Genomic DNA, 12,500 nt, shown 5'->3' on the forward strand with positions numbered 1-12,500 from the left:
CCGAGTAAAGGGTGGGTCAACAGCGTGTAGAGGCGGCCGGTTGGGCAGCATTTGTAAAATGCGGCCAAAGTGAAAAACCGCTGCGGTTTTCGACTGGGCGATCAGGAATGGAAGGTTGGCTCGCTGGTCGACACGCACGGCGCGGTCGTGCTCGGGCCGTCGTCCGGGCGGATCGGCCGGGTCGCTTGAGCCGCACCGTCGGTGCCGAGGAACGGCGCGGTGGCCGCGTAGGTGAGCAGCGGCAGCAGTTGCGGCAGCTCCGACGCCTGCCCCTGCCCCACCCTGCCGCGGATGGTGGCGTAGATCCCGCCAACCACTGTGGACACCAGCGCGTCCCGGTCCACACCGGCGATCGTCGGCCCTGGGCCGGCATCGGCGAAGAACCGGCGGAAGCTGCTGAGCAGGGCATCCCGCTCCCGGCGGGCATCCGGGCCAGCCACGTCCACCTCGACGAGCGCCATCCGGGCGAACGCGGGCACGCTCGCCAGCACCTCCAGCAGGGTGCGCAGCGCGGCGCGGGCCGCGTCCGGCCAGGCCGGGCCGGCATCGCGGTAGGCACTCTCCATGAGCTGTGACACCACGGCGATGCCGTGCCGGTACGCGGCGAGGAAGGCGTCCTCCTTGCCGGTGAAGAGGGCGTAGAAGGCGGGGCGGGTCACCCCGGCGGCGTGGCAGATGTCGCTGACCCGGGCGTTGTCGTAGCCCTTCGTCGCCACCTCGTGCACGAGCCCGTCGAAGAGGCGGTCCCGCTGAGTCGCGGCCACCACCTCGGCGGAGACCCGGCGCGGACCGCGCTTGATAGCGCGGTCCGGGTCGCGCCCAGGGCGCGCGCCCGGCAGGGGCATCGGCGCCGTTGCTGAATGTGGGTGGCCCTGCGTGGTCAACTTATCGACCTCCTTGGATGCGTTGACTTTGCGACCCTCCGGGGTTTATAACTTTCACCACGCTCGGTTGATGGCTAGTCACCGTTGGTGATCTCTCCGGATGGTCACCCTGGCTCGTCGAAGGAGGACTCGATGACTGCCATTATCGCCGAACTCGAGCGCACTCCCAAGGCAGGAAAGTCGCAGGTGACGCGGCTCCGCCGCAGCACGGCACGCTGGACCGCCCGCTGACGCGCGGCACCTCCGTCACCGCCGGCCGGCCCCGACGGCCGCCGGCACCCTCCACCACCGCCGTCCATCACGGATGGCCACAATCGCCGCCCGGGCGTCCCCGCCCGGCGGTGACCGCCTGTGCGGTCCGCTCATTCCCGTCCCACCGCCGGAAGGAAGAACCATGCTCAGGTACGGAAAAATCGGTGGGGGCCTCGCCGCCCTCGCACTGCTGGCCGGTCTCGTCGGCGCCACCCCGGCCGCCGCCGCGCCGCCCACCGCCCCGTCCGCCGCGCTCGCCGGCAACGTGCTGACCTATCCGACGGCCGGCGGCACCGCGGTCGCCGTCAACGACATCATCCAGGCCAGCCTCAAGACCGGCACCAACGCCACCTTCTACAACTCCACCAGCGGCACCACCGGGATCAAGTGCGCCGCGTCCACCTTCACCGCCAAGGTGCTGACCAACCCGATCGCCCCGGGCACCGCGACCGAGAACCTCACCGGACAGAGCTTCGGCACCTGCACCACCAACGTGCTCGGCACCACCGGGGTGCAGAGCATCACTCTGAACAACCTGCCGTACGCCACCTCCGTCACCAGCGCCGGCGTCGTCAAGCTCACTGGCACCGCGGCGGCGCCGATCCAGAGCACCGTCGTGCTGAACTCGCTGCTCGGTACGGTCAACTGCGTCTACCGGACCAGCACCAACAGCCTCACCGGCGCGGCGGTCAACGCCTCCAACTCCATCATTTTCACCAACCAGCCACTGACCAAGTTCTCTGGCTCGGCTCTCTGCTTCAGCACCGCGTACTTCTCGGCGACGTACTCGCCGGTGCGCGACACCAGCAAGGGGAACGCCGCCGTCTACGTGAACTGATCACGGTCCACGGGGCCGGTGCGCGGCGATCCGCCGTGCGCCGGCCTTCGGACGTGCGCCGCTCAGCCGGCGGCGAGCGCCGTGTGCAGGGCGCGCATCGCACGGATCGCCGAGCGGATCTCCTGGAGGTAGCGGCCGGGGCTGAGTGTTGGCTCGGGCAGCCGGGCAAGGTCCACCAGGGCCGGGTCGACCCCGACGGTGTCGATGCCGCAGCCGTACGGCACGGCCAGGGTGCGCAGCGCGTCGCAGTGCTGGAACGGCACGTAGATCGGCGCGGTGACCATCAGCACGTCGTCGCCCGGGGCGAGCTGGACGTGGCCGGCCCAGAACCGCTGGGTGTCCGCAGTGTGCGCACGCCGCCGCTGTGGCTCGCTCGACGGCGCGGCCAGCACCCGCACCGGCGGCAGAGAGTCCGGCAGATAGGTGCGCGACGACCACGAGTGGTGCGCGTGGCCCGTGTCGACGCCGTCCTCCCGAGCCGGCGCGGTCACCCCGAATGCCAGCCGGACCGCCGCGTCCAGGGCGTCCACCTCGGTCTCGCAGCGGGGTGCCCCCGCCTCGGCCAACATGCGGTGCTCCAGGTCGGAGAGCGGCCGGAAGCTGCCCAGCACCGCGACCTCGCCGGTCACCCGCAGCCCGCCGCGCAGCAGGTGCGCGGCGTACGCGACGCGCCGCAGGCAGGCGTGCGCCAGGCCGCCCAGCACGACCTGGTGGGCGTACGCCGATGTGATCGGTGGCGCGGGCCGGACGAGCCCCAGCGCGCCGGCGGCGGCGCGTACCAGCTCGGCGGTGCCGGCGTCGAGGTTCGGCTCCCGGGCGTCCGGCCGCTCCCGGCCGCCCCGAAAGTCCCAGTGCCGGGCGGAGAACTCGTCGAGGAACCGGAGAGCGTCGGCGAGGTCACCGGCCGGCCACGTGCCGCCGAAGCGCGCGACGAGCTGGCGCAGCGGATCGGCGTCGACCCACCCGGCGATCCCTGCGGTCATCGCCGTGGTCGGTGCGCCCGCGACCCCGGCGGGCAGCGGCACGTCCGGCCCGACGAGCACCGACCCGGAGGTCACTGGCGTGTTGCCGATCGGTCCATCCGCCGTCCGTAACGGTGGCGGAGCGGGGATGTCGTGCACCGCCGAATCGTACCGAGCGGCGGTCCCGGCGCGGGTCGGCGTCGTCCGGTCCGGTTGGCAGGGCGGCTCACCCTGGCGACAGTCGTCGCCGGCTGACGCACTGTCAGGAGCTGGCGCTCCCTGCGCTACACAGTGGCAGTTGTCCACACCGGCCGCCGGTGGGAGCGTGCGGTATCCGCGAACGCCGCTGAAGGGTTGCCACGATGACCGATGACCTGCTGGCCCGGCACCGGGCCGTGCTGCCGTCCTGGATGCCGCTGTACTACGCCGAGCCGCTCGAGCTGGTCGCCGGCTCGGGCCGCCGGGTCACCGACGCCCAGGGGCGCACCTACCTGGACTTCTTCGGCGGCGTGCTGACCAACATGATCGGCTACGACATCCCGGAGATCCGGGAGGCGGTCGAGCGTCAGCTCGCCACCGGCATCGCGCACACCTCGACGCTCTACCTGATCCGGCAGCAGGTGGAGCTGGCCGAGAAGATCGCGCAGCGCTCCGGCATCCCGGACGCCCGGGTGTTCTTCACCAACTCCGGCACGGAGGCGAACGAGGCGGCGCTGCTGGTCGCCACCAACCACCGCCGCTCGCACCAGATCCTGGCGGTGCGCAACAGCTACCACGGCCGGTCGTACGCGGCGATGGGCGTCACCGGCAACCGCAACTGGTCGGCCAGCGGGCTCAACCCGCTCCAGGTGGCCTGGCTGCACTCCGGCGACCGGGTGCGCGGTCTGCTGGCCCGGTTGAGCGCCGAGGAGCAGGTCGACGCGGCGGTGGAGGACCTGCGCGAGGTGCTGGCCACGCAGACAGCCGGTGACGTGGCCGCGTTGATCGCCGAGCCGATCCAGGGTGTCGGCGGTTTCGTGCACCCGCCGGACGGGCTCTTCGCGGGCTGGAAGAAGGTCCTCGACGAGCACGGCATCCTGTTCATCGCCGACGAGGTGCAGACCGGTTGGGGGCGCACCGGGGAGCACTTCTGGGGCTACCAGGCGCACGGCGTCACCCCGGATCTGCTCACCTTCGCGAAAGGCATCGGCAACGGGTTCGCGCTGGCCGGGGTGGTCGGCCGGGCCGAGGTGCTCCAGGCGGTGCCGGCGATCAGCTTCTCCACCTTCGGCGGCAACCCGATCTCCACGGCGGCCGGCAACGCGGTGCTCGACTACCTGATCGAGCACGACCTCCAGGCGAACGCGGCCCGGGTCGGCGCGATCCTCGCCGACGGCCTGCGGTCCGCCGTGGGCGGCCTCGACTGCGTCGCGGAGGTACGCGGGAAAGGGCTGATGCTCGGCGTCGAGTTCGTCCGGCCGGGCACCAGCGAGCCGGACCCGACGCTGACCAACCGGGTCTTCGAGGCCGCGCGGGAAGGTGGCCTGCTCGCCGGCAAGGGTGGCCTGTACGGCAACGTCCTACGGATGGGCCCACCGTTGACGCTGACCGAGGACGAGGCCCGCGAGGGCCTGGCGATCCTCGTCGACGCGATCCGGTCGACGGCGGGGGTGGCGGCATGAGCATCGGCCACTTCATCGACGGTAAGCGGGTCGGCGGCACGTCCGACCGGCGCGGCGACGTGTTCGATCCGGCAACGGGTCGGCGTACCACCGAGGTGGAGCTGGCCTCGACCGCGGACGTCGACGTCGCGGTGCAGGCCGCAGCCCGCGCCGCGCGGGCCTGGCGGGACGCGTCGCTGGCGAAGCGGTCGGCGGTGCTGTTCGCGTTCCGCGAGTTGGTGCACGCCCGCCGGGACCAGCTCGCCGAGGTGATCACCGCCGAGCACGGCAAGGTCCTCGCCGACGCCGCCGGCGAGGTGCAGCGCGGTCTGGAGGTCATCGAGTACGCGTGCGGCCTGCCGTCGGCGCTGCGCGGCGCGTTCAGCGAGAACGTCTCCACCGAGGTCGACTCGTACACCATCCGTCAGCCGGTCGGGGTGGTCGCGGTGATCTCCCCGTTCAACTTCCCGGTGATGGTGCCGCTGTGGTTCGTGCCGGTCGCGGTGGCCTGCGGGAACGCGGTGGTGCTCAAGCCGAGCGAGAAGGACCCGAGCGCGGCGCTGCTGCTGGCCGAGTGGTTCGCCGAGGCGGGCCTGCCCGACGGGGTGCTCAACGTCGTCAACGGCGACAAGGAGGCGGTCGACGCGCTGCTGGAGCACCCAAAGGTGCGGGCCGTGTCGTTCGTCGGCTCCACCCCGATCGCCCGGTACGTCTACCAGCGTGGAACCGCCGCCGGTAAGCGGGTGCAGGCGCTCGGCGGCGCGAAGAACCACATGGTGGTGCTCCCGGACGCCGACCTGGACCTGGCCGCCGACGCGGCGGTCAACGCCGGCTTCGGCTCGGCGGGGGAGCGGTGCATGGCCATCTCGGTGCTGGTGGCGGTGGAGCCGGTCGCGGACGCGTTGGTCGAGCGGATCGCCGAGCGGATGGCCGGGCTGCGGACCGGCGACGGCCGGCGGGGCTGCGACATGGGTCCGCTGGTCACCGCGGCGCACGCGGCGAAGGTGCGCTCCTACGTGGTCGCCGGGGTGGCCGCCGGAGCGGTGCCGGTGGTGGACGGGCGGGACGTGACGCCGGACGGCGACCCGGACGGCTTCTGGCTGGGCCCGACCCTGTTCGACCGGGTGACCCCGCAGATGTCGATCTACACCGACGAGATCTTCGGGCCGGTGCTCAGCGTGGTTCGGGTCGGCTCGTACGACGAGGCGGTCGATCTGGTCAACGCCAGTCCGTACGGCAACGGAACGGCGATCTTCACCAACGACGGCGGTGCGGCCCGGCGCTACCAGCACGAGGTGGAGGTGGGCATGGTCGGCATCAACGTGCCGATCCCGGTGCCGATGGCGTACCACTCGTTCGGTGGCTGGAAGTCCTCGCTCTTCGGTGACCTGCACGCCCATGGGGAGGACGGGGTGCGCTTCTTCACCCGCGGCAAGGTCGTCACCAGCCGGTGGCTGGACCCGCGCCACGGCGGGGTCAACCTCGGGTTCCCCACCCAGACCTGAGCAGCCGCAGCACTCCCGCCCCGACCAGGTACACCAGCAGCGCCGCAAGGGGCGTGCCGAGTGGATCCGGGGCCCGCTTCGTGGTCGCGCTGTTGATCAGCAGCGCGACCACCACGGCGGTGTACCCGGCCCCGGTCAGCGCCGCGCGGGTGGTGGTGCCCCGGCCAACCCGCCGTGCGGTGCGGTGCCGGGCGCTGCGCGCCTCGACCGGGCCGAAGATCGCGACCAGCACCGCCAGGACGGCCGCGAGCAGCAGCAGCCAGGGGACTCGCCACGCCCACCAGGCGCCTGAACCGGCGGCCGGAGTGGGCAGCGTCCCGGTCGTGTCGAGCAGCCCGATGAGCAGGATCGCGGCGGTCAGGTGCCAGAGGAAGATGGTCAGCACCACCAGGTTGACCCCGATCACCAGCTGCCACGGGCCGGTGCGGCGCAGCAGGCGTTCCGCTGGGCCGCGCAGCAGCAGGATCAGGCCGAGCTGGGCGGTGGCGACGGCCAGCAGCGCGAGGCTGGGCGGGCTGAGGTTGTCCAGGCGCTCGCCGGGCACGTGCAGCATGGCCACCGGCCACGGGCCGGGCCCGGTGAGCAGCAGCAGAGCGGCCAGCCCGCCGGCCAGGAACGCCAGTCCGGCCCGCCGGGAGGTGGGCAGCCGCCGCCGGCGTACCCCCGGGTGGTCGGGAGTCGATGGCCCGCCGGCGTCGGCGGCGGCTGACGGTGGCGCGGTCTCGGCGGTCGGCGGCGCTGCGGGCGCGGTCTCGGTGGCGGTCGGCGGGGTGGCGCGGGCGTCGTACCAGGCGAAGCCGAGCTGGTGTACGGCCAGCCAGCCGAACAGGTAGCTGCCGTAGCTCAGCTCCTCCGACCCGGTCAGCCGGGCCAGGTCGCCGAGGCCCACCAGGGCGACCAGCACCAGCGGGACGGTCAGGCCGAAACGGCGGTGCAGCGCGTACATGGCTGGGGTGAGCACGACGACCGCCAGGTAGGCGACCAGGAACCAGAGGGGGATGGTGGCGAACCAGACCACCTCGCGGATTCGGGTCGGGTCGACGCCGCGCAGCCGGGCCACCGCCGCCGCCCCGGTGAGCACGAGCAGCAGCGCGCTGGTGGGGCGGACCAGTCGGGCACTGCGGTCGAGCAGCCAATCCGCGGCGTCGCCGCCCCGGGCCCGCAGCCGGGTCAGCGAGGCCGCGTTGGCATAGCCGCCGACCAGGAAGAAGATGGGCATCACCTGGGCCACCCAGGTCAGCGGGTACGCCCAGGGCAGGTCACCGAGCGCGGAGTGCCCGGTGGGTTGGCCGGCGGCGTCCCGCCCGATCACCGTGACGCCCCAGTGTCCGAGAACGACCATGGTGATAGCGAGGGCGCGGAGTAGGTCGACGTACCGCTCCCGTCCGGCCGGGGTGCGGTCGGCGAGGTCGCGCAGACGGCGCATCTTCTCAGGCTAGGCGACCGACGGCGGCCGGTGGTGATAACGGTTCGACCGTCAGGACTTGAAGTCCGGGCCGGCCTGTCGTAGAAATTCTTCAGCAACAGAGCATGAACTGAAGAGAATCGACGTGCCTCGCGCGGCGGACGCCTCCCCCCAAGCCGGCGGCCCGCCCGACCCGACCCGAGGAGATACCTGATGAACAGGCGTGACATCCTGCGGCGCAGTGCCGCCGCCGGTCTGCTGGCCACCCCCGCCGCCGGCCTGCTGGCTGGCTGCGCCACCGGCGGTGGCGACAAGGGCGACAATGCGGCCTACAAGGGCACCAAGAGCGAGCAGAACCCGCTCGGTGTGAAGGAGGACGCCCCGCTCGAGGTGGTGATCTTCGGCGGTGGGTTCGGCGAGGAGTACGCCAAGGCCCACGAGGCCATGTACACCGAGAAGTACCCGAAGGCGAAGGTCAAGCACTCCGCCACGCAGGAGATCAGCAAGACCCTTCAGCCGCGCTTCGTCGACGGCACCCCGCCGGACGTGGTCAACAACTCCGGAGCCGGCCAGATCGACTTCAACGGGCTGGTCAGCCAGAACGCCATCGCCGACCTCGGTGAGCTGCTCACCGCACCGAGCCTCGACGTCCCCGGCAAGACGGTCAAGGACACCCTGCTGCCCGGCGCGGTCGAGGTCGGCTCGTACGACGGCACGTTCCTCGTGCTGAACTACACCTACACCGCCTACGGCATCTGGCACTCCAACAAGCTCTTCACCGAGCGCTCCTGGGAGTACGCGAAGAACTGGGACGAGCACATCGCGCTCTGCAAGCAGATCAAGGCCGCGGGCATCGCCCCCTGGACGTACGCCGGCCTGCACCCGCGCTACATGAGCTGGCCGCTGATCTCCACGGCGATCAAGCTCGGCGGCCCCTCGGTGGCCACCGCCATCGACAACCTGGAGCCGAACGCCTGGAAGTCCGACTCGATGAAGGCCGCCGCCGACGCGTGGCACCAGATCGTCAAGGACAAGTACATCCTGGAGGGCTCGCCCGGCCTGGACCACAAGCAGTCGCAGACCGCCTGGTGCCAGGGCAAGGCCGCCTTCATCTCCTGCGGCTCCTGGCTGGAGAGCGAGCAGAAGGACGTCACCCCGGCCGGTTTCAACATGACCATCGCGCCGACGCCGAGCCTGGGCAGCGGCGACAAGCTGCCGTTCGAGGCGATCCGGGGCACCGCCGGGGAGCCGTTCATGGTGCCGGCCAAGGCCCGCAACGTCGCCGGTGGCCTGGAGTACTTCCGGACCATGCTCTCCAAGAAGGGCGCCCAGGACTTCACCCGGAAGGTCGCCAGCCTCACCGTGGTCGCCGGTGCCACCGAGGGCGTCGAGCTGCCGTACGGGCTGACGACCGTGGTCAAGGCGCTCGACGCGTCCGGTGCCAACGGCTTCAACTGGGTCTACAACAACTACTACCGCAAGCTGGAGCGCAACCTCGTCGACGCCGCGTGCGGCGAGTTCTTCAGCGGTCGGATCGGCCCGGCGGACTTCCTCAACCAGTGCCAGAAGGGCGCCGACTCGATCGCCCAGGACAGCTCCGTCAAAAAATACAAGCGAACGGCCTGACAGCCCGGCCGGTGGGGGTGGAGGCACCCCCACCGGCCGTACACCGGGGAAAGGTCCCTCATCGTGAGACATGGCAAGTGGCCGCTGATCGTCACCTTCCTGGTGCCGCCGGTGCTGCTCTACGTCGTCTTCGTCGTCTCGCCGTACCTGCAGGCGTTCCAGATCTCCACCACCGACTGGCTCGGCTACTCGGCCGACGCCAACCAGGTGGGCCTGGCGAACTTCAAGACCCTCTGGCACGACGACTACGTGTGGAACGCGCTGAAGAACAACGCGGTCCTGCTGGGCCTGGTGCCGGTGCTGACCATCGTGCTCGGGCTCTTCTTCGCCACCATGCTCGCCATGGGTGGGCGCAAGGGCCGCGCCGGTGTGACCGGGGTACGCGGCGGCGCGCTCTACCGCACGGTGTACTTCTTCCCGCAGGTGCTCTCCGTGGTGATCATCGCGCTGCTGTGGAAGGAGGTCTACCACCCGAACAAGGGGCTGCTCACCGCCGCTCTGCAGTCGATCGGCCTGTCCGCGCCGACCTGGCTCGGTGACCCGGCGACCGCCTTCTGGTGCGTGCTGGCGGTGATGGTCTGGAGCAACGTCGGCTTCTACGTGGTGCTGTTCGGCGCCGCGATGTCCGCCGTGCCGAAGGAGATCTACGAGGCCGTGCTGCTCGACGGCGCGTCCCGGTTCACCACGCTGCGCCGGGTCACCCTCCCGCTGCTCTGGGACACCGTCCAGGTCGCCTGGGTCTACCTGGCCATCTTCGCCCTGGACGGGTTCATCCTCGTGCAGCTGATGACCAACGGTGGGCCGAACTTCTCCACCGACGTGATCGGCGTACGGATGTACGACACCGCCTTCGGCAGCGAGACCAAGTTCGGCTACGCCTCGGCGATCGGCGTGGTGATGTTCTTCCTGACCCTCTCGGTGGCGGTGCTGTCGCTGCGGGTCGGCCGGCGCGAACGGATCGAGTACTCGTGACCACTCTGGATCAGCCCACCCGCACCGTCACCGCACCAGCGTCGACCGCTGGCCGGGACCGCCCGGTGCGGCGGGAACTCGGCGTGGCCAACGCCCTCTCGCACGGCTTCCTGCTGCTCTGGGGCCTGCTCACCGTGCTGCCGCTGCTGTGGATGTTCATCAGCTCGTTCAAGACCAACGGTGAGATTCTCGCCGACCCGTGGGGGCTGCCCGGGGCGCTGCACCTGGACAACTGGGCGCGGGCCTGGACGGGCGCGCACATCGGCCGGTACTTCCTCAACAGCCTGGTGGTGGTCGCCGGCTCGGTCAGCCTCACGATGCTGATGGGCGCCACCGCCGCGTACGTCTTCGCGCGGTACGAGTTCCGCGGCCGCCAGGTCGTCTACTACCTGTTCGTCGGCGGCCTGATGTTCCCGGTGTTCCTCGCCCTGGTGCCGCTCTTCTTCGTGGTCCGCAACGCTGGCCTCTTCGGCACCTGGACCGGACTGATCCTGGTGTATGCGGCCTACTCGCTGCCGTTCACGGTGTTCTTCCTGACCGCGTTCTTCCGGACCCTGCCGACCTCGGTGGCGGAGGCCGCGATGGTCGACGGCTGCGGTCACTTCCGGCTCTTCTTCCGAGTGATGCTGCCGATGGCGCGTCCGGGATTGATCAGTGTCGCGATCTTCAACTTCCTCAGCCACTGGAACCAGTTCCTGTTGCCGCAGGTGCTGATGCAGGGCGACGAGTCCAAGTGGGTGCTGGCGCAGGGGCTGTTCGCGCTCTCCGTCAGCCAGGGCTACGCAGGCGACTACGCGCGGCTCTTCGCCGGGCTGAGCATCGCGGTGCTGCCGGTGCTCGCGGTCTACGTGGGCTTCCAGCGGCAGGTGCAGGCCGGCCTGACCGCTGGCCAGCTCAAGTAGCCACCGGTTCACGTTCGACGCCCTGCCCGCGCCCCGCCGCGCGCCGCGCCGCCGCGCGCCGCGCCGCCGCGCGCCAGGCCGCCGTGCCGCGCCGCCGCGCGCCAGGCCGCCGTGCCGCGTCGCACGCTCATGATCGCGCTCGATCCAGGATGTAGTGGCCTCCCCGCCGCGAGGTGGGGACTACATCCTGGATCGAGCACGATCATGCGGGTCCGTCCGGCGCCGGGCGCCGGGCGGTGCGCGGCCGGGCGGTGCGCGGCCGGGCGGTGCGTGGCCGGGCGGTGCGTGACCGGGGGTGGGCGGTGCGCCGGGCCGGTAGCCGGGCGCGGGCGGGGTCAGTGGGCCGGGAAGAGGCGGGCGTGCAGGGCGGCCGGGTCGGCCAGCTCGGGTAGCTCGCGCGCGGCGAGCCAGGCTGCGGCGGCGGCCCCGTCACCGGCGGTGCGCAGCGGCGCGTGCGGCCAGTGCCAGCCGATCTCGGCCCGCACGGCGGCGGCCAGCGGGGTGTCCCCGGTGAGCAGTCCGCCGCCGAGGACGATCGGTGTCACCGCCCCGGCCGGGCGGATCCGGCCGACGCTGGTGGCGAGGTGTGCGGCGGCCTCGGCGACCAGCGCGGTGGCGACGGGTTCGCCGTCGGCGGCGGCGGTGACGACAAGCGGCGCCAGTCTGGCCAGTTCGACAGGTGGCCGGCGGGTGACCGCCTGGATCGTGGCGTCCACGGTGTCCCGGGGGCGGGAGGCGATGGTGGCGCTGCCCATCAGCTCGGTGAGCACCGCCGTGGCCAGCGCGCCGGGGGTGTGGCCGGCGTCCAGGTCGGCGAGGAGTCGGCGGACCGACTCGCGGCCGAGCCAGAAGCCCGATCCGGCGTCGCCGAGCAGCCAGCCGTGACCGTCGGCGACGCGGTCCAGCCGCAGGTCGCGGACCTGCGCGGTGATGGCGCCGGTGCCGGCGATGAGCACCGTTCCGTCCGGGGCGGCGGTGCCGGAGGCGTAGGCGACCAGGGCATCACCGTGCACCGCGTACGGGCAGCGCAGGCCGGCGTCGTGCCAGGCCCGGTCGAAGGCGGCCCGCCCGGTCGGGTCGGCGAGCAGTCGGGCCGCCCCGGCCAGCCCGATCGTGCCGGCGGCCACCCGGGTCGGGTCGACGTGGGCGAGCGCCTGGCGTAGTGCGGTCAGCAGCTCGGTGGCGGCCCGTTCGGCGCCGTGACTGGTGGGGTTGCCACCGCCGGCGAGGCCGGTGCCGAGGCGGTCGCCGTTGAGGGTCAGGGCGGTCGCCCGGGTGGACGTACCGCCGACGTCGAGGCCGACCACGACGGAGTCGGACATCGGCTCGGTCTCCTTGCGCTGCTCGGCCATCGGGACTGTTCATGCTGGTCGGAACGGTCGCGCGGAGCAAGAGCCGGCGGTTGCGGCGGCCTGTGCGTCAGGTAACAGTTTGAAAACTTCGCCCACGGTCTTGACATAGACGGTCGTTCAGTAAGAAATTTTACCACTAACAGTAAACAGTCTTTTCGAAAA

Annotated in this window: 10 protein-coding genes; 6 read left to right on the forward strand and 4 right to left on the reverse strand. The window is 71.5% G+C overall.

The window, feature by feature from the left end; all coding sequences use genetic code 11:
- Positions 1-101: 101 nt before the first annotated feature.
- A complete protein-coding gene (locus ABZS37_RS00240; RefSeq protein WP_355164611.1) occupies positions 102-845 on the reverse strand; it encodes a TetR/AcrR family transcriptional regulator in 744 nt (247 codons plus the stop codon).
- Between the two features lie 433 nt (positions 846-1,278).
- On the opposite strand from ABZS37_RS00240, the gene ABZS37_RS00245 reads away from it, so the two are divergent.
- The gene (locus ABZS37_RS00245) at positions 1,279-1,974 is read left to right on the forward strand and encodes a Tat pathway signal sequence domain protein (RefSeq protein ID WP_355164612.1); all 696 of its coding nucleotides are present in this window, start codon (positions 1,279-1,281) and stop codon (positions 1,972-1,974) included.
- 62 nt (positions 1,975-2,036) lie between these two features.
- Here ABZS37_RS00245 and ABZS37_RS00250 read toward each other — a convergent pair whose 3' ends face one another.
- Complete coding sequence (locus ABZS37_RS00250; protein WP_355164613.1) at positions 2,037-3,095, reverse strand: hypothetical protein; 1,059 nt, start codon at positions 3,093-3,095, stop codon at positions 2,037-2,039.
- 203 nt (positions 3,096-3,298) lie between these two features.
- Between ABZS37_RS00250 and ABZS37_RS00255 the strand changes: the two genes are divergently transcribed.
- Complete coding sequence (locus ABZS37_RS00255; RefSeq protein WP_355164614.1) at positions 3,299-4,597, forward strand: aspartate aminotransferase family protein; 1,299 nt, start codon at positions 3,299-3,301, stop codon at positions 4,595-4,597.
- The gene (locus ABZS37_RS00260) at positions 4,594-6,081 is read left to right on the forward strand and encodes a CoA-acylating methylmalonate-semialdehyde dehydrogenase (protein ID WP_355164615.1); all 1,488 of its coding nucleotides are present in this window, start codon (positions 4,594-4,596) and stop codon (positions 6,079-6,081) included. Before ABZS37_RS00255 ends, ABZS37_RS00260 begins: the two co-directional genes overlap by 4 nt.
- Here ABZS37_RS00260 and ABZS37_RS00265 read toward each other — a convergent pair.
- On the reverse strand, positions 6,053-7,507 hold the full coding sequence (locus ABZS37_RS00265) for an acyltransferase (RefSeq protein WP_355164616.1): 1,455 nt from the start codon (positions 7,505-7,507) through the stop codon (positions 6,053-6,055). The genes ABZS37_RS00260 and ABZS37_RS00265 overlap by 29 nt on opposite strands.
- 192 nt (positions 7,508-7,699) lie before the next feature.
- Between ABZS37_RS00265 and ngcE the strand changes: the two genes are divergently transcribed.
- The 3 genes from ngcE (at position 7,700) to ABZS37_RS00280 (ending at position 10,986) form a co-directional block, all read left to right on the forward strand.
- Positions 7,700-9,112, forward strand: a complete 1,413-nt coding sequence (gene ngcE, locus ABZS37_RS00270) for an N-acetylglucosamine/diacetylchitobiose ABC transporter substrate-binding protein (protein WP_355164617.1) — start codon at positions 7,700-7,702, stop codon at positions 9,110-9,112.
- 63 nt (positions 9,113-9,175) lie between these two features.
- Positions 9,176-10,084, forward strand: coding sequence for a sugar ABC transporter permease (locus ABZS37_RS00275; protein ID WP_355164618.1), 909 nt, complete (start codon positions 9,176-9,178; stop codon positions 10,082-10,084).
- 83 nt (positions 10,085-10,167) lie between these two features.
- Positions 10,168-10,986, forward strand: coding sequence for a carbohydrate ABC transporter permease (locus ABZS37_RS00280; RefSeq protein ID WP_354997850.1), 819 nt, complete (start codon positions 10,168-10,170; stop codon positions 10,984-10,986).
- A 335-nt stretch (positions 10,987-11,321) separates the two neighbouring features.
- Here the strand turns inward: ABZS37_RS00280 and ABZS37_RS00285 are convergent, their stop codons facing one another.
- Positions 11,322-12,308 (reverse strand): BadF/BadG/BcrA/BcrD ATPase family protein, encoded by a 987-nt coding sequence (locus ABZS37_RS00285; protein ID WP_355164619.1) that lies wholly within the window; start codon positions 12,306-12,308, stop codon positions 11,322-11,324.
- Between the last annotated feature and the right edge of the window lie 192 nt (positions 12,309-12,500).

This window comes from Micromonospora sp. NPDC005413 (genome assembly GCF_040606435.1).
Taxonomy (GTDB): domain Bacteria; phylum Actinomycetota; class Actinomycetes; order Mycobacteriales; family Micromonosporaceae; genus Micromonospora.

Excerpts from the sequence above, each read along its gene's own strand:
- ABZS37_RS00285 (WP_355164619.1), bottom strand. The coding sequence starts at position 12,308 with ATGTCCGACTCCGTCGTGGTCGGCCTCGACGTCGGCGGTACGTCCACC.
- ngcE (WP_355164617.1), top strand. The coding sequence starts at position 7,700 with ATGAACAGGCGTGACATCCTGCGGCGCAGTGCCGCCGCCGGTCTGCTG.
- ABZS37_RS00255 (WP_355164614.1), top strand. The coding sequence starts at position 3,299 with ATGACCGATGACCTGCTGGCCCGGCACCGGGCCGTGCTGCCGTCCTGG.
- ABZS37_RS00240 (WP_355164611.1), bottom strand. The coding sequence starts at position 845 with ATGCCCCTGCCGGGCGCGCGCCCTGGGCGCGACCCGGACCGCGCTATC.
- ABZS37_RS00245 (WP_355164612.1), top strand. The coding sequence starts at position 1,279 with ATGCTCAGGTACGGAAAAATCGGTGGGGGCCTCGCCGCCCTCGCACTG.
- ABZS37_RS00260 (WP_355164615.1), top strand. The coding sequence starts at position 4,594 with ATGAGCATCGGCCACTTCATCGACGGTAAGCGGGTCGGCGGCACGTCC.
- ABZS37_RS00265 (WP_355164616.1), bottom strand. The coding sequence starts at position 7,507 with ATGCGCCGTCTGCGCGACCTCGCCGACCGCACCCCGGCCGGACGGGAG.